The sequence below is a fragment of the Pseudomonas sp. FG13 genome, assembly GCF_057809755.1.
In genome coordinates this window covers 106,630-132,734 of the sequence record NZ_JBMDKO010000005.1, presented here as the reverse complement: position 1 = coordinate 132,734, position 26,105 = coordinate 106,630, and the positions used below count along the sequence as shown (strand labels likewise).

Here is a 26,105-nt window from a genome sequence, read left to right as displayed (position 1 = left end):
TTCTCGATGCATGCGCCACGCGAAGCGCTCTATCAAGACCCGGCGAACCCTGACAGGGAATCAGAGAGAGTTTGAGTCATGTCAGCCGATCAATTCAGTACTTCCTTTGCTCAGCAACGCCTGTGGTTCCTTGAACAATATGAACCCGGCACCGGCCTGTACAATATTCCGGCAGCCTGCCGGATCAGGGGGGTACTGCGGCTCGATGTCCTGGAACGTAGCCTCAACGCCGTCATCCAGCGGCATGAAGCGCTACGCACCCGTTTTGCGGTGGACGACGATCTGCCTGTGCAAATCGTCTCCCGCGAGGCGCCTGTGAAGATCACGCCTGTCGAGCTGACAGCACTCGTCGAACAGAACGTCACGCTACAACAGTTCATGGACGATGAAGCCGCCAAGCCTTTCGATCTGACGACCGCTCCGCTGATCCGGGCCACGGCCGTCAAGGTTCAGCCCGACGAACACATTCTGCTGCTGACTGTGCACCATATCGTTGCGGATGGTTGGTCCATGAGCATCTTGCTGAACGAACTCAGCAGCTTCTACGACGCCCAATTGCACGCCACTGCGCCCGCGCTGCCAGCGCTTGAAGTGCATTACGCCGACTACGCCGTCTGGCAAAGGGAATGGCTGCAGGAAGAAGTGATGCAGCCGCAACTGGACTACTGGGAAACCCAGCTCAAGGATGCGCCGAGCGTCCTCGAACTACCGACCGACCGTCCCCGCCCTCCTCGGCTCGATTACGCCGGCAACCGCGTCTATTTCAGCCTTCCCGTCGAGCTGGGGACACAACTCCAGCAACTCAGCCAACGTCATCACACGACCGTGTTCACGGTGCTTATCTGCGCCTTCAACACACTTCTTTTTCGCCTGGGCAATCAGTCCGACATCAGCGTCGGTTACCCGGTCGCCAATCGCAATAACGCAGAAATCCAGCCGCTGATCGGCTTCTTCGTCAATACCCTGGTGCTGCGCAGCCAGATGCGCGCGGAACAGCCCTTTGCCGACTACCTGCAACAGGCACAATCGACACTGCTCGAATCAGACCTGCACCAGGACATCCCCTTCGAACGCCTGGTGGAGGCACTGCGTCCAGCGAGGGAACTCAACCACTCGCCGATCTTCCAGGTGCTGTTTTCCTTCTTCAACCAAGATGTGGCGCAGGCACTGACACTCAGCGCAACGACCTCAAGTGCACTGACGCAGAACAGCCGTTTTTCCAAGTTCGACCTGTCGCTTGAAATGAACACCTGCCAGGGAACCCTGGGAGGCTTCTTCGAGTACCGGACCGCGCTGTACGACCAGGCCACAATCGAGCGCATGAGCGGCTATTACCGCGTATTGCTGGAGTCCATCGTTGCCGAAGCCAACACCCGTATCGGCGACCTTGAGCTTCTACCCCAGCAAGAGCGACTGTCTCGGCTGGCACCCGCCGCGACGTTGGCTGACCCGCGCGCCGTAGACCAATGCGTTCATGATCTGTTCCTGGCCCAGGCGCAGCTCACCCCCGATGCGATCGCCATCCTCTGCGCCGGGCAACAAGTCAGTTACCGTCAGCTTGAGCAGCAAGCACGTACCATCGCGGCGCGGCTGGTGGCGCTGGGCGCGGGCCCCGAAACCTGCGTGGCGGTATGCCTCGATCGCTCGATCACCATGGTGGCAGCATTGCTCGGCACCTGGATCGCTGGCGCGACCTATATCCCGCTGGACCCCGGCTATCCCCATGCCCGTCTGCTGCACATGCTCCAGGACTCCGGCGCGAAGGTGTTGCTCAGCGAGAAACAGTACGCCGAGACATTCATCGACGAAGGACTGCACATTGTCCTGCTCGATCGCGCTGAACCCGAACCGCTCTACTCCGATAACCGCTATCCCGTCACCGCCCGGAACACGGCGTACGTGATCTATACCTCGGGCTCCACCGGTTTGCCGAAGGGCGTCCAGGTGCCTCACCGGGCGGTCGTCAATTTCCTGCTCTCCATGACTGAGCAGCCTGGCATCAACGCCCAGGACCGGCTGTTGGCGGTGACCTCGATCTCGTTCGATATCAGTGTCCTCGAACTTTTTCTGCCGCTGATCAATGGGGCCAGCCTGGTCCTGGCCGAACGTGATGCGGCAGCCGATGGCCAGGCCTTGATCAAGTTGGCCATCCATCAGAATGTGACCTTCATCCAAGCCACTCCCTCGACCTACTGGCTGATGCTTGAAGCCGGTTGGCCCAGCACGCTGGCACTCAAGGTGCTCTGTGGTGGAGAGGCCCTCGCACCGGCGCTGGCGCGCAAACTGCTGCAACGCACCGACTCGCTGTGGAATATGTATGGGCCAACCGAAACCACGATCTGGTCGGCCATCAGCCGCGTGACGGACGAAACCAGCTCCATTGGCCGTCCGATCGCCAATACCGTGCTGCGTGTCCTCGATGAAGGTTCCCGCCTGTGTGCCACTGGCAGTCCGGGCGAGTTGCACATTGGCGGAGAAGGTGTCGCCCGGGGATACCTCAATCGTGCGGATCTGACCGCGCAGAAGTTCGTACCTGACCCCTATGGATCCGCGGCGGGAGATCGTCTTTATAAAACCGGTGACCTGGTCAAGTGGCTACCCAACGGCGAAATCGAATTCCTCGGGCGCATTGATCATCAGGTCAAGGTCCGCGGCTTCCGCATCGAACTGGGTGAAATCGAAGCACAACTGGTCAGTTACCCCGATGTGCGCCAAGGGGTGGTGATTGTCCGTGAGGATCAGCCGGGAGAGCAGCAGATCGTGGCCTACCTGCTGGTCGGCGAGCAATACTCGGCAGATCCGGCGCAACTGCGTCAGCACCTCGCGCAGACCCTGCCGGGGTACATGATCCCGTCACATTTCGTGGTCCTCGAACAACTGCCCCTGACTCCCAACGGCAAAATCGATCGCAAGCGCTTGCCAGCGCCTTGCGTAACGCCACCCGGCGATAGGCATGTCCTGCCCGGCACAGCCATGGAAAAGGTCGTGGCCGATATCTGGCAGCAAGTGCTCAAGCTGGAGAACATCGGTATCACCGATAATTTCTTCGACCTGGGCGGACACTCGATACTCGCCACCCAGGTGGTTTCCCGGCTGCGCAAAGCCCTGAATATCGATCTCACGGTGCGCACCCTGTTCGAAGCGCCGACCATTGCGCAACTGGTCGAATGCCTGGGCTCGGAGTCGGTTCGACAGGCCCCGCCGATTCTGCCGTATTCGCTGCCTGGAAGGCCTCAACTGCTGTCTTTTGCCCAGGAGCGCCTGTTCTTCCTGAATCATTTCGAGCCTGCCAGCGCGGCCTACAACATTGCGCTGGCCCTAGAGCTGAGCGGCGAGCTGGAAGTGGCGGCGCTGCACCGATCCCTGGACGAGCTGATCCATCGGCACGAGTCATTGCGCACCACCTTTGCCCTCAACGAGGACGGAAAGCCCCAGGCACAGGTTCATTCCGAGGCGCTGGGTCAGCTGGTCTACAGCGATCTGCGTCATCACCCAACGCCGCGTTTGATCGCTCAAACCCAGGCCAATGCCGAAGCGCAACAGCTGTTTTCCCTGGAAGAGGGCCCGTTGTTACGGGCATCGTTGCTGCAAATCGCCGACCAGCGACACCTCTTGCTGTTGACCCTGCATCACATCATCGGTGACGGCTGGTCGGTCGCGGTCCTCGCCCGTGAGGTCATGGCTCTTTACCAGGCCTTTACCCAGGGGCAACCCTCGCCCTTGCCGCCACTGGAAATCCAGTACAGCGACTATGCATTCTGGCAACGAGAATGGCAGGCGCCCATCGAGTTCGACGCGCAGATCGCCTACTGGGCCCAGCACCTGGACCAGGCCCCCACCACCCTGGAACTGCCGACCGATCGGCCGCGCCCGGCGATTCAGACCTACCGCGGCCAAGTCATCAGTCGGTCGCTGGACAAGTCACTGTCCGAACAGATCGACGCGTTGAGCCAGGCCCAGGGGGCCACCCCGTTCATGACCCTGTTGGCCCTGTTCAATGTGCTTCTGAACCGCTACAGCGGCCAGCAAGACATTGTGATCGGCACGCCGATCGCCAATCGGACCCGCTCCGAGGTCGAACCACTGATAGGCCTGTTCATCAACACCCTGGCCTTACGCACGCGGCTTGAAAGCAACCCGACCTTCAGCGAGCTGTTGGAGCAGGTTCGCAATACCACCCTCAGCGCCTACGCCCATCAGGAGTTGCCCTTCGAAAAAGTCGTCGAAGCCCTGGCGATTCCTCGTGACATGAGTCGCTCGCCGCTGTTCCAGGTGCTGTTCATCCTGCAAAACACCCCACTGGAAACACTTGCCCTTCCGGGCCTGGACATTGGCAGCTTCCCAGTCGAATCAACGACAGCCAAGTTCGATCTGACCCTTGAGCTGACGCCCTCGGCCCAGGGCTACCAGATGCGTTGGGAATACAACTGCGACCTCTTCGACACCGACACCGTCGAGCGCATGGCCAGCCACTTCGAAACACTGGCCCGCTCGGCGATCGACAATGCGCAACAACCGATCCAATTGTTGCCAATGATCACCGCGCAAGAGAAGCAGCGAATCCTCCTCGACTGGAATGCAATGCACCGCCCCTATCGTCCCCTGGCGGTCCATCAGTTGTTCACCGAAATGAGCGAGCAGTGCGCCAGCTTGCCGGCGGTGGTATTCGGCACCGAGTCGATGACCTACCTGCAACTGGAAGCCCGCTCCAATCAATTCGCCCATCACTTGCAACACTCGGGCGTCCAGCCGGGCATGCTGGTGGGAATCTGCCTTGAACGCTCGATGCATGTACCCGTGGCGATTCTCGCCATTCTCAAGGCCGGTGCCGTGTGCGTGCCTATGGACCCGAGCTATCCGACCGAGCGTTTGCGCTTCATGGCCCAGGATGCCCGCGCCCACCTGATTGTCACCCAGACCAGCCTGCTGCCCCGTGTCGAAGGTTGCAGCGATACCGTTATCTGCATGGACCAGTGTGCGAGCGCCTGGGAGCAAGCTTCGTCAAATCCAGCCAGGCAGCAGAACCTGCTTGATCTGTGTTATGTCATCTACACCTCGGGGTCGACCGGCCAACCCAAGGGCGCAGCCCTGACCCACGAAATGCTGACCAATCTGGTCCAGTGGCAGCTCACCGAATCGCGCCTGGGCCGGGGCGATAACACGCTGCAGTTCTCGCCGCTGAGTTTCGATGTCAGTTTCGACGAGTTTTTCTCTACGTGGGCCAGCGGCGGCACACTGGTCATGGTCAGCGAAGAAACCCGCCGGGATCCCGTCCTGCTGCTGGAGCTTATCCAGCAACAGGAGATCGCCCGTCTGTTCATCCCATTCGTCGCCCTGCAAGGCATTGCCGACGCCGCCAGGGACCTCGATCAACTGGCCTGCCTGAAGGAGATCGTCTGCGGCGGGGAGCAACTGCAAGTCACTCAGGAAGTCGTCGAGCTGTTTCAGAAATTGCCCGATGCCTTGCTGCACAACCAGTACGGCCCCACGGAATCGCACTTTGTGACCGGCTACCGGCTCAGCGGCGACGCCTCCCAATGGCCAGCCCTTCCGCCTATCGGCAAGCCGCTGTTCAACTCGCAGATGTATGTACTTGATGCCAGTCTGGAGCCGGTTCCCGTCGGGGTGCGGGGTGACCTCTACATTGCCGGTGTACACCTGGCGCGCTGCTATTGGGAACGCCCTGACATCACCGCAGAACGCTTCATTCCCAACCCCCACAGCCTCACACCGGGCGCTCGAATGTACAAAACCGGTGACGTCGCGCGTTACCTGCCGGATGGCAACATCGAGTATCTGGGACGCTCGGACCATCAGGTCAAAATCCGCGGTTTCCGTATCGAGCTGGCCGAGGTCGAACAGGCTCTGATGGCCCTCGATACGGTGGCCAGCGCGGCGGCGGTCGTCAGGGAAGATCGTCCGGGACTCAAGAAACTGGTGGGCTACCTGGTCGCTAAAAGCGACTGCACCCCGGTGATCGCGGACATCAAAGAACAACTGAAACGAACGCTGCCGGACTACATGGTCCCGACCGCCTTCGTCATCCTCGAATCCTTGCCCCTGACCCCCAGCGGCAAAGTCGAAAAACGCTCCTTGCCGCAACCCGAGGCCGACGCTCTCGGCGATAACTACGTCGCCGCCCGAAGCGAGAGCGAGCAACAGCTCGCCGCTATCTGGGCCAGTGTCCTCAACCTGCCACGGGTCGGTATCACCGATGACTTTTTCGAACTCGGCGGACACTCTCTGCTCGCCACCCAGGTCGTCTCGCGCATTCGTAAAAAAATGAACGTTGACCTGGCGCTGCGCACCCTGTTCGAAGCCCCCACGATCGAACAACTGCTGCTGCGTATCAACAGAAGCCCGGCATCGGCCCTGCCGGCAATCGCTGCCGCCGGCACGGGGTCGGGGATCAAAGCTGCGTCTTTTGGCCAGGAACGATTGTTTTTCTTGAATCGCCTTGACCATTCGAGCACGGCCTACAACATCCCACTGGCCCTGGAACTGAACGGCGCGCTGCACGTACCAACGCTGCGTCAGTGCCTGGACGAACTGATCCGGCGCCACGAGCCCCTGCGCACGACCTTTTCCCTTGGAGAAGACGGCCAGGTGGTGAGCATCGTTCACCCGCAGGTCGCCGACGTACTGGTCTATACCGACCTGTGTCATGCCCCACAACCGCTTTCGCTGGCCCGGGACCAGGCACGCAGGGGCGCGCAGCAATTGTTCTCGCTGGAGAACGGCCCACTGCTACGGGTATCCCTGCTGCGGGTAGCGGAACAGCAACATGTCCTTCTGTTTACCTTGCATCACATCATTGCCGACGGCTGGTCGATCGCGGTGCTCAGCCGTGAAGTCAGCGCGCTCTACCAGGCGTTCAAGGCGGGTCAGGCCTCCCCCCTGCCGCCCCTGGAGATCCAGTACAGCGACTACACCCTCTGGCAACGGGAGTGCCTGGCCCCGAGTGTATTCGAGGCGCAGGCCGATTACTGGCGCCAGCAACTGTCTCGGGCCCCCGCCAGCCTCGAGCTGCCAACCGACCGACCGCGCCCGGCGATACAGACCTACCGCGGCCAAGTCATCAGCCGGACGTTGGCCCCGGCCCTGTCCGGGCAGATCGACTCCTTGAGCCAACGCTTGGGCGCGACGCCGTTCATGACCCTGCTGGCCCTGTTCAACCTGCTATTGAGCCGCCACAGTGGCCAACACGACATCGTCGTCGGTACGCCCATTGCCAATCGGACCCGTACCGAGGTCGAACCCTTGATCGGCCTGTTCGTCAACACCCTCGCCCTGCGCACGCGGCTCGAGGGAAACCCAACCTTCCGCCAATTGCTGGAACAGGTCAGAAACACCACCCTCGGCGCCTACGCCCATCAGGACCTGCCGTTCGAGAAAGTCGTCGAGGCCCTGGATGTTCCCCGGGACATGAGCCGCTCACCGCTGTTCCAAGTGATGTTCGTCCTGCAGAACACCGCGCCCGAGGAGTTGCGGCTTCCTGGCCTGGACGTCCGCAGCTTCGACATCGGCGCCACCGCCGCCAAGTTCGATCTGAGCCTGGAACTGACGCCTTCGGCCGACGGCTACCAGGCGCGCTGGGAATACAACAGCGACCTCTTCGAGGCCGCCACCCTCGAACGCATGGCCACGCAGTTTCAAACCCTGGCGGAATCTGTCGTCCAGAACGCCGAGAAACCAATCGCCAACCTCGATCTGCTCTGCGCATCGGAAAAAAACCGGATGCTCGAGCACTGGAATGCAACCGATGTGAGCTTCCATCCGGTGGCGGCGCTTCATCACCTGTTCGAACAACAGGTCGAGCAGACCCCAGGCGCCATCGCGGTCAGCTTTGAAGGGCAACATCTCTGCTATCGGGAACTCAACGAAAAAGCCAACCAGTTGGCCCATCACCTGATTCAACGCGGCGTCGGGCCAGACGATCTGGTCGCAATCTGTCTGGAGCGAAGCGTCGAGATGGTCGTCGGTCTGCTGGGGATCCTGAAGGCCGGCGGTGCCTACGTGCCGATCGATCCGCACTACCCCGACGAGCGTATCGCCTACATGCTCGAAGATGCCTCGCCGGTCATGACCCTGACTCAACGCAGCCTGATCGATCGGGTCGTATTGCAAAATACCGACAGCCTGTGCCTGGACTCGGACGCGGCGTTTGCCCTCCAGCCGAAAACCAACCCCGGGCGCTCGCTGGAGCCGGCCTGCCTGGCCTACTGCATCTACACCTCGGGCTCGACGGGCAAACCGAAAGGCTCATTGAACAGCCACCAGGCCATCATCAACCGAATCCTCTGGATGCAGGACGCCTTCCCGCTGGACGCCACTGACCGGGTGCTACAGAAGACACCGTTTTCGTTCGACGTATCCGTCTGGGAGTTCTTCTGGCCACTGTCCGTGGGCGCTCGCCTGCTGCTGGCCAAGCCCGAAGGACACAAGGACCCTGGCTACCTGGAAGCGCTTATCGAACGTGAAGGTGTCACCACCGCGCATTTCGTCCCTTCGATGCTCAGCGCTTACATGGCCTTTACCCAGGCCGATCATAGCCGTGCACTGCGCCGGGTCTTCAGCAGTGGCGAGGCGCTTTCCAGTTCGGTGCAAAATGAATTCTTCAAGCGCTACCCGGCGACGCAACTGCACAATCTGTATGGCCCAACCGAGGCCGCGATAGACGTCACCCATTGGCACTGCCAGCCCAATGACACGCGTGATGCCGTACCCATCGGCCGACCGATCGCGAACACTCGCACTTACATTCTCGACGATGCGCTGCAACCCGTTCCCATCGGTGTGACCGGCCAGCTTTACCTGACCGGCGTACAACTGTCCCGGGGCTACCTGAAGCGTGCGGACCTGACCGCCGAGCGGTTCCTGCCCGATCCCCACGGAACACCGGGCAGCCGGATGTACATGACTGGCGATATTGCCCGTTACCGTGCCAGCGGCGATATCGAATACCTGGGACGCAACGACCAGCAGATCAAGCTGCGCGGCTTCCGCATCGAGTTGGGTGAAATTGAAATGCGGCTGTGCGCTCACCCGCAAATCAGCCAGGCCGTCGTCAGCATGCACGCCAGCGAGCCCGACAACCCGACCCTCACGGCCTATTTGGTTGGCGTTGCCGGGGACCAGCCGAATGTCGCTGAGCTGAGAGCGTTTCTGGCCCAGACGCTGCCAAGCCATATGGTGGATATCTCATTCCTGTTTCTTGAGCAGTTGCCATTGACCTCGAACGGCAAGATCGACCGGCGAGCACTCCCCGCGCCTGTCATCACGTCTCAGCCGCTCCCTGGCCAACTGTGCGCGCCGACCACGCCGCTCGGAAAAAGCGTGGCGACTATTTGGAAAAACACGCTGAAACTCGACGCCATCGCCTTGAACGACAACTTCTTCCACAGAGGCGGGCACTCGCTGCTGGCGATGAAGATGATCGATCAGGTCAACCGGGAACTGGGACTCGCCGCCTCCGTGCGCGACGTTTTCGAGTCAGCGGATCTGGGTACCTTCATCGACAGAATCAGCCAGGGGCTCGGCGAACGGAACTCGACCTGTATCAGGCTCAAGGGAGGGACGCACAAACACCTGTTCCTGGTGCATGCCGTTGGCGGTGTGGTGTCGCCCTACATCAAGCTTTCACAGCTGTTGCCCGATGACATGAATGTGCATGCCTTCCAGGCCAAAGGCATTGAAGGCGGCGCTCCCGTCTTCCAGACCCTGGAAGAGTTGGCCATGACCTATATCGCAGAGATGCTTGAGGTCCAGCCCGAAGGGCCGTACTTGCTGGGTGGCTGGTCAATGGGCGGGGTGATTGCCTTTGAGATGGCCCGTCAACTTGAAAGGCAAGACCGGCAAGCGCACCTGTTGCTGATCGACGCACCAGCGCCAGGCCGTCCAGCACAGGCGCAGACATGGCCCTTGGGGGCCTACCTGATGGACATGGCCCGCTCACTCTCGGTCAGCCTGCCATTCTCGGCCAGCGAGATGAGCCAACTGATTGAACATCCAGACCGGGACCCTCTGGCTATTACCGCGGCACGGCGGATCGGCTTGATCCCGGACAGCATGGACGACCACCAGCTGACGCGACGACTGCAGGTCTTCCAGGCCAACCAACAGGCCCTGGCGGATTATCTTCCCGAAGCCGGGATAAACAGCGACCTGACGTTACTGCACACAGAAGAAAGTGCCGAACTCCGGAACCAGTGGCGACCTTGGTGTGAGCGGTCGTTCAAGACGCATGCCTTCAAGGCCGACCACTACAGCATTCTGGAAGCTGCCACGCCGTATATCTGCAAGCACTTCAATTAAACACGAACAAACAAGATGGTTTGATAAGGAATGCCATGACCAACTTCAACGCTGATGTTTACACCCCGGCCAGTGTGCAAAGAGCCTCCGCGAACATGGCCTATGGCTTGAGTGACGTCGCTCATCCAAGCCCACTATTCCTGGAGACCCCGTACAGCGAACTCTGGAGCCGAAACGTCGGTTCCGCAGTTGTCAGCCTCTCGATCACGGCAGACGCCGCCTTGCTCGTCATTGCGTGTAAAAACCGCAACCTGAAGGTGCTGTCCCGTGACTGCGAGTTGCTCTGGTCCCATCGGTTTGCTGATGAGATCACCGCCACGGCCATCTCTTGCGCTCATCACATCGCGGTAGGCACGCAACGGACGTCGGATGGAACGGGCACGGTCTCTCTCTTCAATGCCGATGGACAGGAGCTGTTCAACGCCGTACTGGAATCGCCGGTCCACAGTGTCAGCTTCTCGGCTGATGGTGCTCGCCTGAGCCTTCGCTGCAAAAACCAGACGCATCACATCGCCACGCGAGTGGAGAACACTTATCAGCTCAGCCAAACCCGGCAACCGCATCTGGAAGACGCCAGCCATACCGACACCTTGTGGGCGCTCAAGGACCGGGCGCTCGGCGGGCAGCATCAGGATGCCCGCACTTCCAGTGTCGCGGTGTCCCAGGGCGGAACGGTTGCGATAGGATCGCTGGATGGCAAGATCCACCTCCTCAACCGCCAAGGCAAGCAACTCTGGTCCCGGCAAGTGGATGGCGAGGTCTGGGCCCTGGGCATTTCGGAAAATGGTTCGATCATCGTTTCAGGCTGCACCGACGGCACCGTCAAATTGCTCGCCAACCACGCCCATGATGCCTTTAACGAACAGATCAGCATTCAACAGTCCATCGCCGAACGTCTGGACAATGCCGCCGAGCAACGCCATGCGGTCAATGAAACCCTCGCCAGCCTGAGTCAGATGGGCCTGACCGAGTATGCCGCAAGCTGGCTGAACGAAGGAGCGCTGCAGCTGGGCCAGGACAACCTGGATGAACTCGCCATCAAACTGCTCAGCGAGGACGTACAACGCTTCCCCAAACACTACACCAGCCATTTTCTCCTGGCCCAGGCCCACCAGAAACGCCAGGAATGGCATCAAGCCGCACGGCACTTCACCTGGGCCGGCCAGGATGAACGGATGAAACTGCAGAGTTTCACCCTGGCCGGAGAATCCTTTCTCAATGCGGGTCTGCCCTCCGCAGCCAAATCCGCGTTCCGGCGAGCACGGGAGCTGACCGTCACCGAAGAGGCGAAAAAGACGCTCTACACCTTGGGCCGCATCCATGAGGAACAAGGCTCTGTCACTGAAGCCCAGAAATACTACGAGGTGGTGTTCACCCTCAACCCCAATTATCTCGATGTCTGCGCCAGGCTGCAGAGTCTCAATGCCCCATCCTCACAGCACACTTCCCGCCCCAACCCGGAAGACACGGACTGGTATGGCAGCCTGATTCACGAACTGCTCAGCCCGGTCTCGCAGCGCGGTTTCGACCTGGCCCCTGAAGACGGTGTCCCACATCCTCGGACCACGGAACTGACGTCAGTGGCCGAGCATCGCAAGCGCTTGCTGTCGATCATTTCCGAGTACGCTCTGGACAGCCAGGACAAGGTCGCCGACGCGAAGCTCGACTACGACGTCGCCGCCTATATGCGCTATGACTGTTCCGTCCCTGAGGACGAGGCGAAGAAGTCGCTGGAACTGGTCAACATGCTCGATTGCATCAAGCATTACGGACCGTTCAGCAAAAGCCTGGACATCGGCGCAGCCACCGGCCGCTACCCGACCCTGCTGGCCCAGCAAGGCATCCAGGCCTTTGGCGTCGATCTGGAACCGATGGCGGTGGAATATGCCCGGCAGAAGAGCAACGGTGCACTCAATCCGAACTTCCACCAGGGCGATGCCCGGGCACTACCGTTCGAGAGCACCCAGTTCGATCTCATCACGTGCATGATGGGCACCGCGGCGCACTTTCCCAGACAAGACGTTCCCACCGTCCTTTCAGAAATTCATCGCTGCCTGGTGCCCGGTGGGTTCTGTGTCATCTCGACCTGGGACATCGAATGCCCGCACCTGACCTACCTTTCCATCTACTCCCATGAACAGAAAGAGTTGATGCGCCAGAACGCGATCAGCCGCGCCGACGCCAGCAAGATGGCCACCGCGCAAGGCTTCGTCGTCGAAGAGATCAGGAGCCTGGGATTGTTCCCGGAATCCCTGGGCTATGAGCTCGACCTGCAGCAGGACGGCCCTTACAGAATCAAGAACCTGCTGGACATGGATCTGGCCTTCAAAGCCAAATTTCCAAACCTGCATGGGCAGATGTACATGCTGATTATCAGGAAAATCTAACAATCCCTTCCATTCCAAGGTAATGCAACCATGACCACTGAAGAAAAAGACCACGGCGTTTACCTGGTCGTCGCCAACGCTGAAGAGCAGTACTCCATCTGGGCGGCCGACCTGCCGCTGCCAGGAGGCTGGCACCTGGCGGGAAAACGCGGAAGCAAATCCGAATGCCTGGACTACATCAAGGAGGTGTGGACCGATATGCGGCCACTGAGTCTACGGCAACGCTTACAGGCTTGAGTCGATTGCCGCGCACAGGGGTTCACAACTATCGTGGCCCCTCTGCAGGCGTCGAGATGTTCAACCGGTGACCTGCTCTCCAGCCCCGAATCCCCCAGGTGCGGATTCCAGGGGCCATGTCTTTATCTAAAGGAATAGCCTGATGTCCGTGCGCAAAAGTTTCGCTGAAAAGGCAGCCATTTCAGACAACCGCGCCTCTCTTCTGCTACTGCTCATTGCGTTCGTCGATGCCGCCGGCCGTGGGCTTTTTCTCGCCGGAGCCACATTCTTCTATACCCAGGTCGTTGGCCTGAGTAACGTTGAAGTCGGTATCGGCCTGGCCTTGGCCGGTCTATGCGGCCTGGTCTGCGCGGTGCCCATCGGGCGCCTGGCGGATCGCCTTGGCGCCGCTCGGGTCCTGGCGTTTCTGCAGGTCTGGCGAATGGTCGGTTTTTTAATCTATCCCTTCGTCGACGAGTTCTACACGTTTCTACTGATTGCCTGCTTTATCGGCTGCGTCGAGCAAGCCGTCTGGCCCATCATTCAGACCCTGGTAGGGTCCGCGGTCAAAGCGGATGCCTATGTGAAGACAATGTCCAAGGTGGCGATCGTCAGGAATGTCGCCTACATGCTGGCCGCCGGTGTCTTTTCCATTGTGGTCAGCTTCACCAGCGGTCCGGGGGCAGTGATTGGCCTGCTCGTCGCCAACGCGCTGGCGTTCCTGTTTTCCGCCCTCTTGCTGGTGACCGCCAAGCTGCCTCACTCCACAAAGGATCCGGTGGATACCCAACGTGTAGCGGCGCCTGCACACCCGTTGAAGAACCTGAATTTCTTATCGCTCTCGCTGTGCAACGGCATTCTGTCGTTACATCAGGCGGTCATGACCATCGCCATTCCTTTATGGTTGCTGACCAAGACACAGGCACCGAAGTCACTGATCGGTATCATTCTGGTGATCAACGGCATCATGGCCATCACCCTGCAACTGGCGTTCAGCAAGCGCGGCAACGAGGTGGTCCATGCGGCACGCAAGCACTTGTATGCTGGGATCACATTGGCACTTTCATGCGCGATGGTAGCGTTCACCACGGCGGAGCAACCCTCCTACCTGGTCGCTGGCATCCTGCTATTTGCCTGTGTGGTAATGACGTTTGGCGAGTTATGGCAATGTGCGGGCGCCTGGGGCATTTCGTATTATTTGGCCCCAGCCGAACATCGTGCCTACTACCTGAGCGTCTATGCGCTCGGAGCCAATCTGATGACCGTGATTTTTCCTGGGATATTACCCATTGCCGTCGTAGAGGGCGGCTCCGCCGGGTGGATCGGCCTGGGGATCATCTTTGCCTTGGCAGGCATCGCCACCCCGCTTCTCGCCCGATCCGCGAGCCGTCGAGCCGTGACTGCAATGACCCCAGAGGTGAGCGTGGGCGGCGCGCAGGCTTGACAGTGGGAATGTTCTGATAGGTGCGCCTATCCGTTGAAAACCGAGCACAGGGGGCACAATGTGTCCCCGGCATTGCCACACGGATAGCAATTCGCGTCGCACGGTCTCTCATAAATCCCCTCTACGCGCCATGTCTGCAATGTTGTTGGCACGACATTTTGTAACCTCCTAGTGACATTCAAGCGCACTTTGGCCACTGCCTGGCCGCCCTTTCAAAAAATTTGCATCATCTAAAAATCAATGGCATCGTAATCAGCCAGGACGCTCTTTGCCGGCCCATTTTAGAAAGGATTCTATTTTGAAAAAGAACTCTACGGCGCTCGATGCAATAGATTTAAAAATCCTGAGCATAATGCAAACTAATTGCCTGACCACCACGTCGAAACTTGCGGAAGTTCTTTCCATGAGCGAGACGCCCTGCTGGCGCCGCCTTCAGCGTCTGGAAAAAGAGGGCTTCATCCAGGGCTATCAAGCCATACTGAACAAGGAAGCCCTGGGGTTCGAAGTCACCGCATTCGTTCATCTTTCTGTCGACTCCCATACCGAAGAAGTGACCAGGAAGCTTGAGGAAAAAATCACCTTGTGCCCTGAAGTCGTCGCTCTTTACAACGTAACGGGGGATTATGATTTTTTGGTGAAGATCGTCTGCAAGAGCATTGCCTTATATACAACATTCATTGAAAAAACGTTGCGCAAAATTCCTTGCATCACGCAAATCAAAACATCGATCACACTTCGCGAAGTGTATGACTCAAAAATAATCCCGTTGTCCGCCTACACTTAAAAAGCATTCCCCCTCCAAAATGGCCTTGCGGCCAGTAACTCACTACCCGATCAAGCTCTATCAACACGCCGTCCTTGCATTAAAAACATAACTTTCAAGGAGTTGAATTGTCATGCCTACATTGGATAACGCTTTTCACAGTCTGCACCAGAATGGTCTGTTGGTCTTGGCCAATGTGGCCGATGCAGGTGGTGCGCGCATTGTCGAACGTTTAGGGGGCAAGGCAGTCGCGACCAGCAGCGCCGCCATGGCCTGGTCGCATGGTTATCAGGATGGCAACAAGCTGCCTCTCGACCTGCTGGATGCCACCGTCAAGTCGATGGTGCGGGTGCTCAGCGTACCGCTCACGGTGGATATCGAAGGCGGCTACTCGGATGACCCGGAGCGGGTCGGCCAGGTGATTGAGGCCGTCGTCGCCGCAGGGGCGGTCGGGATCAACATCGAAGACGGCCTGGGCTCTCCAGAGCTGCTTGTCCGCAAGATCGACGTCGCGAGAAGAGTGGCGGACCAGGCGGGCGTCAAGCTGTTCGTCAACGTACGGACCGACGTCTACCTGAAAAACCTGTTCCCCGCCGAACAACGCCTGGAGGAACTCCTGAAGCGCAGCGCACGCTATACCAGCGCCGGGGCGGATGGCCTGTTTGCCGCTGGCGTGGTCGATTCGAACGAAATTGCCACCGTCTGCCGCGAGACCAAACTGCCCGTCAACCTGCTGTCCCGGGACGGACTGCCCTCCCCGGACGAATTGAAGCGCCTGGGTGTCAGGCGGCTCAGCGCGGGTTCCAGCATCGCCGAGTTTCTGCACGGTGCCATGGGAGCACTGGTCCGTAGCTTCCTGGATAACGGCCAACTCGACACTCAAGCCTTGAAAGCCCATACATACGGCGAATTGAATGCGCTGATGGCGGCGAAGAGCGAGTAACGCTGTCCTGCGGACGAGGCCACACGCCAACGTTCGATTTGTACGTCCACCACTCCCCCTGACACTGGGAAATCCCAGGGCAAAAAAGAGCCACTCATTTAAGTGGCTCTTTTTTGCAGTTCCAGGAAAACCAGCAAACCCCTCCTCCTTCTTTGACAGGACGTCCCTCCATGCAACGGATCGTGATGTCGGCAAATAACAGCCCATCGACCCTAACCCGTAAAATAGGCAATCACCTGGGCTTGTCGCTTTTGCTAGGGTGCTTATCACTTACTCAAACACCCCTATCCCTGGCGGACAACACCAACGGAAAAAGTCTCTACCTGCAGAGATGCGCCATGTGCCACGGATCAGATATCAAAGGCACAGGACCATTGGCTGACAAAAGCACCCCTCCGACGCCTGACCTGACCACCACCGCTTTCAAAAAACGACTCCATGATTATCCCGGCGTTATCGTTTCATCGGTCATCCTTCGTCCCAATGGAAACCTGATTCCAAAAACCCTGCGGGAGAATGGTGTGAAGCTACCGCCCCACGCTTGGAGCGTTCAGGACCTGCGGGATTTGAATCAATACATGAGCGGTGTGATTTCGAAAAATCGATAAGCCACAGGAATCCCGCAACACTGCTTGCTTGATCCAAACGATGTCGAGGCGTGCTTGAGTCGGAAGCTTCAGGGCTTGTCGAAAATCTCAGATGCTGCGGATCGGACCGCGCAGGCTACGCGACGAATGCGATAGTCCGACGTCCCCACGCAGAGTGTGAGGACGATCGGAGCCGTGGTAGCTATGGCGCTTGCGTTTCAGGCTGAAGGCTCGTTGGGTATTTTCGGGCCCGTTCAAGCATGGTCTTGGTATCCGGTAGTCCAATAGTCTCCGGGCCGACAAAACCGGTTTTGTTACTGTTCTTGCCAATTAATTTAGGGTTGATTGCATCGAACAGGAAACTGAAACCCTGTTTCAACTGGCTCTGGGCGATGCCGTGACACCCCATGCAGCCGCCCATGGTTTGGCTATGAGTGGCGTTGTCGAAATCCGGCACCCTGATGTTACTGAAGTTGCGCATATGGGTAAGGACGTGATCTGGCGGAATCGGGAAGACGTTGCTACCGCGAAACAGTTGAATCCCCGGTTGGCTGCTTTCGACCATGATGTTGGCCAAATAATAATCCGGGTCGGTTTCCTCACTCGACGGAATGGCTTGCACGCCTTTGAGTTGGTAATACTTCCAGACTGAATTGTTGAATTCGCCACTGCCGTTCATCAACTGTTTGACCTGATCGTTTACTGCCTTGACTTCGGAGAAAACGGTTTGCGGCTGCACCACACTGATGGGGCCGGCCTGCCCGTCTGGAATCCCCTTACTGCCGGAATAGATGGGCGGCATTACGAAGTTGCTGGCGGGCAGGGTCACCTGATGAATCCCGTTGCCGTCGGAGAATGTTGCCACCGGCGGCTGATTGTTTGAGTCGGGATAGGCGATACTTTTGTAATTGGCGACGTAGTAAAGCCCGGTCGGTGAGTTGCTATCCGGCAAGGTCAGAGCATCCTGATGCTCGAACGTGGCGAAGATGAACGTCGGATAGTTGGGCGTCTTGTGGATGATATGCAAGGCGATCAACGCATAGGTTTCGTTATAAGCCACTGGATGCTGATCGTCGCCGTGATACGTCACCACAGTTGCTGTGTGGTAGCGCCCTTGTTGAGCGCGCGGAATGTCCGCCAGTTTGCGCCATGTCGCCTTCACCTCCAGCGCGCCATCGGGCAGCACGACATTGGGTGGAAAGGCGGGCAAGGTTCGCGCATATTCGTAGATCACCGGGTTGGCCTTGGCTTCGAACAGAAGCTGACTGTCATTCGAAGGAGCAAAGTTGTCCCCGTTCTTGGCCGGGTTGGGAGGGTTGACCGGGAAAAATATCGCGTTCTGGCCGATCTGGGTCGCCTCGTCGAGGTTGTTGTAATGGGCAAAACTGGCACCCGCCGCTAAAGGGATACCCTTGGGGAAATTGATGTAGCTGTATTGTGGAAGGGAAGCGAACGGACGCGTAGGTCCACCTGCCTTGTTCGGCTCCATTGCCGGAAACAATTCGGATCGATGGGCGAACGTCTGCCATAACAAGGGGATGGGCGGTTGCGGCAGCTTGCCCGAATCAGCGAAGCTGGCGGCGGGATTACCGACGCCGCGGTTGGCCGGCAGCGGCGTGTTGGCTGTATTGTTCAGGGCAATGAAGCTGCGCCAGGCAAAGGTTGCATAGTCGGTGTGGCTCAGGCCTGTCGCCAGATCCGTTGGCAGTTGCGGGTTGTTGGTGGTCAGGTCGTTTGCGGTGATGGCGTAGGAAACGCCCACTCCTGAGGGGTATGCCTCGAACGAAGGAAACGGGGCGGAGAAATACGGCGACCAGTTCACTCCATCGGTTGAGTAAAAGGTATTGGCATTGCTGGTGATGAATAAGCGTTCATCGATCATCGCTGCACTGTTCAGGAAACCCTTGGCCCCCTTGCCGATGATCCCATTCACCGTTTGCCGGGGTTCCCAATTACCGGCGCGATTATAAGAGCGTACATACATGGCGCCGCTCTCAAACCCGTAATAGGTCCATAACTTGCCGTTGTAAACGACCGGAACCATCGTCAAAATATCGGTGTTTTCCGCGAACGCCTGACTCTCCCTGCTCCAATTAACACCGTCATCCGAGGTGACGTAGTAGATAGCTTTGCCTGAGTTCTCACTGAAAAAAACGAACAGTTTTCCGTTGTACACGACAGGCTTGTTGTTAATGGCCGTATGAACAGTACTGATCGGACGAGGGGAAGACCAGTGTATGCCATCTCCGGAACTGATGGTCTTCAAGCGGCTCTGGGGATCGGCAAAGGTCAATACCAGTTTCTGCTTGAATACACTTACCGAGACATTGCCGTAGACGCTGTCCACCGGAATGGTCTGGGCCTTGGACCAGTTTTTTCCCTCTGCCGAAGTAGCGAAGTTGATATTTCTTATGTCGTTGTTTTCTGCCCAGAACATATAGATATTACCTTTGAACGACTGCACGGCCGGTACGAAATATGCCGAATGCCCGAATTTCACCGTGCTCGTCGAAGAAGGCTTGCCGCTTGTCGCGTCCGGACTGTCGAAAACATCGACTTCGATCCCAACTGCTTGTCCTTGTCTAGGCGTGGCGACAATCACACTCTCCCCATACGCCGTCGAGACCATCACCCAACTGCACAAGCACAGCATTACGTGGCGAAGCAGTGTTGTAACTTTCATCTCTGTCATTCCTTTGAGTGTTTTGCTACAGGCACGTAAAACCCAGACCCGATTTGCTTTTCCCATACCCAAAAGGCGATAGGCAGACAGCGAATTGCCAGGTCAACAGGCTTTGTATTGCTACCGTGGAAAACTTACGGCGTTGCGACAGAAGCGCACGCTCTGAGCTTCGACGTCGTCGGCACCCGGGAGCGATATGCGAGGGAATGTAAGTACATAATGCGATGCCTCCTGGCTGGGAAAACGTTCGTCCTCCGGTGATTGTAGGAAAGATTATTCGCAAGGTGAGAGAAATTTGTTATCGCTACACTCCCCTCTCTTTTTGCTAATGCGCCTTCCGGGGGGAGTCTTCGAGAAAGGCTTCCAGAACGGCTGAGGCCTGCAACCGAATCTATCTGCGAGTTCGGCGCATCTGTTCAGCACCGCGTTGCGATAGCTGACCAGTGAATCATCGTCCTGGTGGTCGCAGAGTTCGTATCCCGTCTCTTCGACCATAAAGCGAGTAACAACCCCTTCATTCCCGTCTACGCTTGCTGGACGAGGCTAGGTTCTGTACGGAAAGTCTTGAGACGAAGGTAAGTCAAGGCGAAAACAGCCGTGGAACGGCCGGGGTCGCGTCCGACTGTACTGGAGTACATGAGCATTCCGAGGCTGTTTTCAACGCAGCATGAACGAGTATCAAGGCTTTTCGTACAGAACCTAAAGCGCTCGACAACCCCGGTCCGTAGAAGACAGATGGGGCTGAGCGCCGAATAGACCGATAGGGAGATCATCCTGTGATAGATAGATATGCAGTCAAGACTGCCCGCTGACGTCCGAACCCGAGCCAGAGGACGCCGTTGATGCCAATCACGCAAAACACCCGCCTGGTGCAGGTCGACAGCCCCCTTGGTGGTAACGTCCTGCTGCTGCAAAGCATGGAAGGCAGTGAAGAATTAGGCCGGTGTTTTCACTATGAACTGGATCTGACCTCCGAAGACCGGGCGATCACCTTCGATCAGTTGTTGGGCAAGCCCATGGGCTTGACCCTGGAGCTGTACGAAGGCGCTAAACGCTACTTCCACGGGATGGTCTGCAGTTGCCGTCAGTTGACCGGACACGGCCAGTTCGCCGGTTACCGTGTCACGCTGCGGCCCTGGTTCTGGTTGCTCACGCGCACGTCGGATTGCCGGATTTTCCAGAACAACACAGTGCCGGACATCATCAAGCAGGTGTTCCGCGACCTCGGTTTCTCCGACTTCGAAGACAGCCTCAGCGGCAGTTATCGCGAGTGGGAATACTGCGTGCAGTACCGCGAAACCAGCTTCGACTTCGTCAGCCGATTGATGGAACAGGAAGGCATCTATTATTACTTCCGGCATGAAAAGGCCCGCCATGTACTGGTGCTGGCCGATGCCTATGGTGCCCATACCACGGTGCCGGACTACGCCTCGGTTCCCTTCTATCCGCCTGATCGACAGATGCGCGAACGGGATCATTTCTACGATTGGCAACTGGCACGGGAAGTCCAACCCGGTTCCCTGGCGCTGAACGACTATGACTTCCAGCGCCCGCGCGCCAGCCTTGAAGTACGTTCCAGCGTCATGCGTGGCCACAGCAACGGCGACTACCCGCTCTATGACTATCCCGGGGAATACCTGCAGAGCAACGATGGCGAGCATTACGCGCGTACCCGTATCGAAGCCATCCACAGTCAGTTCGAGCGGGTGCAGTTGCGCGGTCTCGTTCGTGGGCTGGGCTCCGGTCATTTGTTCACACTGACGGGTTACGACCGGGCGGACCAGAATCGCGAATACCTGGTGGTGGTCGCACGCTACCAGATTCGCCAGGATCCCTATGAAAGCGGGCAGTCGGACCTCACCGAACAGTTCGTCAGCGAACTGGACTGCATGGACGCCCACCAGGCCTTCCGCCCTCTTCCGCTGACGCCCATGCCCATTGTTCGCGGGCCGCAGACGGCGGTGGTGGTGGGTCCCAGTGGCGAGGAAATCTGGACCGACCAATATGGCCGGGTCAAAGTGCATTTCCACTGGGACCGTCATGACCAATCCAACGAGAACAGCTCCTGCTGGATTCGGGTGTCCCAGGCTTGGGCCGGCAAGAATTGGGGTTCGGTGCAGATTCCAAGGATCGGCCAGGAGGTGATCGTCGGTTTCCTGGAAGGCGACCCGGACCGACCGATCATCACTGGCCGCGTCTACAACGCCGAACAGACCGTGCCCTATGGGCTGCCCGCCAATGCCACCCAGAGCGGGGTGAAAAGCCGCTCCAGCAAGGGCGGTTCACCGGCGAACTTCAACGAGATCCGCATGGAGGACAAGAAAGGCGCGGAGCAGCTGTTCATCCACGCCGAAAAGAACCAGGACATCGAGGTCGAGAACGACGAAACCCACTGGGTCGGTCATGACCGCAGCAAGACCATCGACAACGACGAAACCGTGCACGTCAAACACGACCGCAAGGAGACGGTGGACAACAACGAGACCATCACCATCGGCGTGGACCGTACCGAAGATGTGGGCAACAACGAAAAAATCACCATCGGCGTCAATCGTACCGAGAAAGTCGGCAGTAACGAGACCATCACCATCGGAGCGGACCGCACGGAGAAGGTCGGCGCCAACGAAACCATCACTGTCGTCGGCAACCGCAGCGAGGACGTGGGCGGTAACGAGACGATCGGTATTTCCGGCAACCGCAATGAATCGGTCAAAGGCAACGAAGGCATCGAGATCAGTGGCAACCAGAGCACCGATATCAACGGTAATCACAACACCCAGATCGGCCAGAACGAATCCCGCGACGTCACCCAGAACCGCAGCACCGGTATCAAGCAGAACGACAGCCTGGATGTGGGCAAGCATTTCTCCCTCACCGCCGGCGATTCGATCACGCTGACCACGGGAGCCGCCAGCATCACCATGAAGAAGGACGGCACCATCATGATCAGCGGCAAGAACATCACCCTCGACGGCTCCGGCGCCATCAACATCAAGGCCAACAGGAACGTCGTCGTCAAAGGCCAGAAGATCCTGCAGAACTAGCCATGGAGTGGCCGCTATGACCGTTGAATACCACCTACCCTCAGCCACCACCTGCGCGCCGATGCGCGTGGACGGCGTGGTGATTGGCGTATTGCTGGACGTGCCCAAGGTGGACGCCCCGGTGGTGGCGTTTCCCGGCTGTCCCGGTGAAACAGGCCTCGTCGCACGCACCACCACCCCGCTGACCCGTGAAGACATCGGCGTTCAGGTCGCGTTGATGTTCGAGGCGGGCGACCCGGCACGGCCGTTGGTGATCGGCCGCATCCAGCGCCTGGAGGAGCCTGCAGCGCCAGCGCTTGCCCACCTGGACGGTGAACGGCTGGAGTTCACCGCCGAGCGGGAAATCGTCCTGCGCTGCGGCAAGGCCAGCATCACCCTGACCCGCGCGGGCAAAGTGATCATCCGTGGCGCCTACCTCTCCAGCCGCTCCAGCGGGGTCAACCGCATCAAGGGCGGTTCGGTGCAGATCAACTAGAAGGTAGTCGGACCATGGAGCTGCTCAACGCCAGCAAACTGCTTGCTGCCTATACCCTGGGCATGGCCAGTGATGGCCGTGAATCCCTGGTCGTGGTGGTCAAGGGCACATTCAATCTGCCGCTGGACGGCCGCGTCGCGACCCTCGCCGACGTCCAGCAACCGCTACTGATGGCCGACACCTTTTTCGGCGAGCCGGGCCTCAGCGCGCCGCTGCGGGAGATGGACTTTGCGCCGCTCAAGCCATGTTGCGATGTGCTGGTGTGCGGCAAGGCCCATGCGCCCGGCGGCCGCCCCGTGACACAGTTGACCGCAGGCATTCGCGTCGGCCGCGTCAGCAAGGCCTTTTCCGTCTTCGGCCCACGGCAATGGCAACAGGGAATGCTCGGCGTCTCTCCCGGCTCACCGCAGCCATTCACCGAACAGGACATCACGTATGCCCAGGCTTTCGGCGGCACTCACTCCAGGGTGAACGCCCCCGAAATGCAGCAGTGCTACCCGGACAACCCGAGCGGTCGCGGCTGGTTTCCTGGCGGCATGGACAGCACGGTCATCATCGGCAGACCCATGCCGAACACCGAGGAACCGGGCAAGCCAGTCGACAGCCCTTGCGGTCACTTCCGCCCCATGGCCCTCGGCCCCATCGGCCGTAGCTGGCCGCAACGCGCCCGTTTCGCCGGTACTTACGACGATGCCTGGTTGGCGGACTGCTTTCCGTTTTTGCCGGGTGATTTCGACAATCGCTACTTCCAGGCCGCCCCTGCCGATCAACATACCGATTACCTGCGCGGCGGCGAGGATGTGCTGCTGTTGAACCTCACCCCCCTGGAGCGCGCCGGCTTTCGCATCCCTGAAATGGAAGTACCGGTGACCTTCTGCCTGAAAAAAGGCGGTCATGACACGGTGCAAGCGGTGATCGATACCTTGCTGATCGACACGGACGCGGGTCAGGTACAGCTGACCTGGCGTGTTTCCCGGCCCCTGCGGCGCAACCTGTTCGAGATCGCTCAGGTGCTGGTCGGGAGCATGTCCGCGGGTTGGTGGCGAGCCCGTGAATTGGGCAAGAACTACTACCCGTCGCTCTCTTCCCTGGTAAAAGCCAGGCAGGCGCCCGAGGAGACGGACTGATGAGCGCGCTTTGCATCGTCGGCTCCGGCATGGTCAGCGCGGTCGGCCTCAGCGCGCCGGCGAGCTGCGCGGCGATCCGCTGCGCCATCGATAATTTCCAGGAGACCCGCTTTATCGACCGCGGCGGTGAATGGCTGATCGCTGCCAGCGTGACCTTGGAGCAGCCCTGGCGCGGTCGCATCAAGCTGATCAAGATGGCGGCCCGCGCCATCGCCGAGGCCTTGCAGGACACCCCGGGCGTCGACCCACAAAGCACCCCGCTGCTGCTGGGGCTGGCGGAAGCCGAGCGCCCCGGCCGCCTCGAAGGTCTCGACAAGGGGCTGTTGCACGCCATCGAAGCCGAGCTGGGCCTGCGTTTTCATCCCAGCTCCAACGTCATCGTCCGTGGTCGGGTCAGTGCCGCGGTGGCGCTCCTCAATGCGCGCACGCTGATCTACCAGGGCGGCCACCGCCATGTGCTGGTCGCCGGCGTCGACTCCTTCCTCAGCGCCCCGACGTTGGACGCCTTCGAAGCGCGCCAACGCTTGCTCACCAGCCAGAATTCCAACGGTTTCATCCCTGGCGAAGGCGCCAGCGCCGTGGTGCTGGCCTCTCCCGTCGCCAGTGCAGATGCGCAACTGATGTGCGTAGGCTTGGGCTTCGGCATGGAAAAGGCCACGGTGGAAGCCGAAGACATTCCGTTGCGCGCCGAAGGCCTGACTCAAGCCGTACGCGCGGCCCTGAGCGAGGCCGGTTGTGGGCTGGAGCAGATGGATTATCGGCTCACCGACCTGTCCGGCGAGCAGTACTACTTCAAGGAAGCGGCCCTGGCCTTGGGCCGCAGCCTGCGGGTACGCAAGGAGTTCTTCCACCTCTGGCATCCGGCCGACTGCATCGGTGAAGTCGGCGCCGCCATCGGCCCGGTGATGCTTGCCGTGGCCCTGGCCGCCAGTCGCAAGGGCTACGGCGAAGGCCCGAATATCTTCTGCCATCTCGGCAACGACGCCGGCGAACGCGCCGTGGCGCTGCTCAGTTACCAGAACATGAGGGCTGCGTGATGGCGAACGAGGTCTACGCCAACAACATGGAAGTGTCTTGCAAGGCGGCGGATGGCAAGTCCGTGGCCTGCTTTCCGGATGTGTGTTTCACCCCGCCGCAAACCGCGGCCACTCCGCTTGGCGTGCCCATCCCCTACCCCAATACCGGCATGGCCAAGGACACCACCCGGGGCACGCGAACCGTGAAGATCAGTGGCAAGGAGGCCATGCTCAAGGATAAGAGCTACTTCAAGACCAGTTATGGGGATGAGGCTGGCAATGCGCCGAAAAAGGGGATCATCACCAATAAGATCAAAGGGAAGGTCTACTTCACGGCCTGGTCGATGAATGTGAAGTTCGAAGGCGAGAACGTCGTGCGAAACATGGACCTGACCACCCATAACCATGGTTCGACGGCCAACACACTGACATGGCCCTATCTGGATGCGGTGGCCATGGCGGATCCCGAAAATCCCTGCGTCAAGTCAGGAAACGTGAAGAAGGTAAAGGCCGCCTGTCCTCCACCGGCCAAGTCGTTGTCACGCGGAGCCATACCTGGCCCGGCCGACAATACCAGCCCCGAGTGTTGTGAAGCACGCAAGTGCATGCTGGTACCAAACTCGCCAAAGAGCCGCTGTTCCAAGTGCGGAGGAAAGACGCCGCACCACCCGGTGCCGGTGGCCGATCTGTCGACCCCTCGCCCCATAAACCCGAAGACCGGGAAGCTGAAAGTTCGCGGCGATCCTTTCGTGCCCACCTATGACCACAACAAGGCACCCTGCATATGCGTAGAGGGCGCCGACCACAATTCCCGTGAAGGGCCGACAGATAAACTCATGCAGCATGGACGTATCGGCCGCGGCTACGTGGTCAAGCGAGACGCGATGTTGAATGGTCGCGATGACTTCACCTACGCCGAAATCAGTGATCTCTCGGCACAAGCGGTCGCCGATGAGACGGGCTGCGACAAGGACTGCCTCAAGGCCCAGATCGACAAGGGACACCAAGACCTGGGGGTGGGTCCAAAATCAGGGATGCGCAGGGGAGAAGTTCGCGCACCTGCCCTTGAAAAAAAGCCGAAGAACCCGGCCCCATTGATATAGAGA

General features: G+C 59.2%; 13 protein-coding genes. 12 read left to right on the top strand and 1 reads right to left on the bottom strand.

Going from position 1 to position 26,105, the window contains the following annotated elements:
* Positions 1 to 78: 78 nt before the first annotated feature.
* The 7 genes from ACODTO_RS07080 to ACODTO_RS07050 all read left to right on the top strand — a co-directional run bounded on the left by ACODTO_RS07080 (position 79) and on the right by ACODTO_RS07050 (position 16,675).
* Complete coding sequence (locus tag ACODTO_RS07080; RefSeq protein WP_489106141.1) at positions 79 to 10,314, top strand: non-ribosomal peptide synthetase; 10,236 nt, start codon at positions 79 to 81, stop codon at positions 10,312 to 10,314.
* Positions 10,315 to 10,349: 35 nt separating this feature from the next.
* Positions 10,350 to 12,701, top strand: coding sequence for a methyltransferase domain-containing protein (locus ACODTO_RS07075; RefSeq protein ID WP_489106140.1), 2,352 nt, complete (start codon positions 10,350 to 10,352; stop codon positions 12,699 to 12,701).
* A 30-nt stretch (positions 12,702 to 12,731) separates the two neighbouring features.
* Positions 12,732 to 12,938 (top strand): MbtH family protein, encoded by a 207-nt coding sequence (locus ACODTO_RS07070; RefSeq protein ID WP_139642834.1) that lies wholly within the window; start codon positions 12,732 to 12,734, stop codon positions 12,936 to 12,938.
* A 142-nt stretch (positions 12,939 to 13,080) separates the two neighbouring features.
* Complete coding sequence (locus ACODTO_RS07065; protein ID WP_139642837.1) at positions 13,081 to 14,361, top strand: MFS transporter; 1,281 nt, start codon at positions 13,081 to 13,083, stop codon at positions 14,359 to 14,361.
* A gap of 298 nt (positions 14,362 to 14,659) precedes the next feature.
* Positions 14,660 to 15,145: an Lrp/AsnC family transcriptional regulator gene (locus tag ACODTO_RS07060; RefSeq protein WP_139642840.1), complete on the top strand. Its 486-nt coding sequence runs from the start codon at positions 14,660 to 14,662 to the stop codon at positions 15,143 to 15,145.
* A 112-nt stretch (positions 15,146 to 15,257) separates the two neighbouring features.
* Positions 15,258 to 16,067 carry an isocitrate lyase/PEP mutase family protein gene (locus ACODTO_RS07055; protein ID WP_489106139.1) on the top strand — a complete coding sequence of 270 codons (810 nt, stop codon included), beginning with the start codon at positions 15,258 to 15,260 and terminating at the stop codon, positions 16,065 to 16,067.
* A gap of 170 nt (positions 16,068 to 16,237) precedes the next feature.
* Positions 16,238 to 16,675, top strand: a complete 438-nt coding sequence (locus tag ACODTO_RS07050) for a c-type cytochrome (RefSeq protein ID WP_489106138.1) — start codon at positions 16,238 to 16,240, stop codon at positions 16,673 to 16,675.
* 181 nt (positions 16,676 to 16,856) lie between these two features.
* Here ACODTO_RS07050 and ACODTO_RS07045 read toward each other — a convergent pair whose 3' ends face one another.
* The gene (locus ACODTO_RS07045) at positions 16,857 to 19,337 is read right to left on the bottom strand and encodes an exo-alpha-sialidase (RefSeq protein ID WP_489106137.1); all 2,481 of its coding nucleotides are present in this window, start codon (positions 19,335 to 19,337) and stop codon (positions 16,857 to 16,859) included.
* 842 nt (positions 19,338 to 20,179) lie between these two features.
* On the opposite strand from ACODTO_RS07045, the gene ACODTO_RS07040 reads away from it, so the two are divergent.
* From ACODTO_RS07040 to ACODTO_RS07020, 5 genes are read left to right on the top strand one after another with little or no spacing between them, the layout of a single operon-like run.
* Positions 20,180 to 22,381, top strand: coding sequence for a type VI secretion system Vgr family protein (locus tag ACODTO_RS07040; RefSeq protein ID WP_489106136.1), 2,202 nt, complete (start codon positions 20,180 to 20,182; stop codon positions 22,379 to 22,381).
* 16 nt (positions 22,382 to 22,397) lie between these two features.
* Positions 22,398 to 22,856 (top strand): DUF6484 domain-containing protein, encoded by a 459-nt coding sequence (locus ACODTO_RS07035; protein ID WP_139642856.1) that lies wholly within the window; start codon positions 22,398 to 22,400, stop codon positions 22,854 to 22,856.
* Between the two features lie 14 nt (positions 22,857 to 22,870).
* A complete protein-coding gene (locus tag ACODTO_RS07030) occupies positions 22,871 to 23,983 on the top strand; it encodes a DUF2169 family type VI secretion system accessory protein (RefSeq protein WP_139642859.1) in 1,113 nt (370 codons plus the stop codon).
* Positions 23,980 to 25,020, top strand: coding sequence for a beta-ketoacyl synthase N-terminal-like domain-containing protein (locus tag ACODTO_RS07025; RefSeq protein WP_139642861.1), 1,041 nt, complete (start codon positions 23,980 to 23,982; stop codon positions 25,018 to 25,020). Before ACODTO_RS07030 ends, ACODTO_RS07025 begins: the two co-directional genes overlap by 4 nt.
* Entirely contained in the window at positions 25,020 to 26,102 is a 1,083-nt protein-coding gene (locus tag ACODTO_RS07020) for a PAAR-like domain-containing protein (RefSeq protein ID WP_175362671.1), read from the top strand. The genes ACODTO_RS07025 and ACODTO_RS07020 overlap by 1 nt, the downstream gene beginning before the upstream one ends.
* Positions 26,103 to 26,105 lie beyond the last annotated feature (3 nt).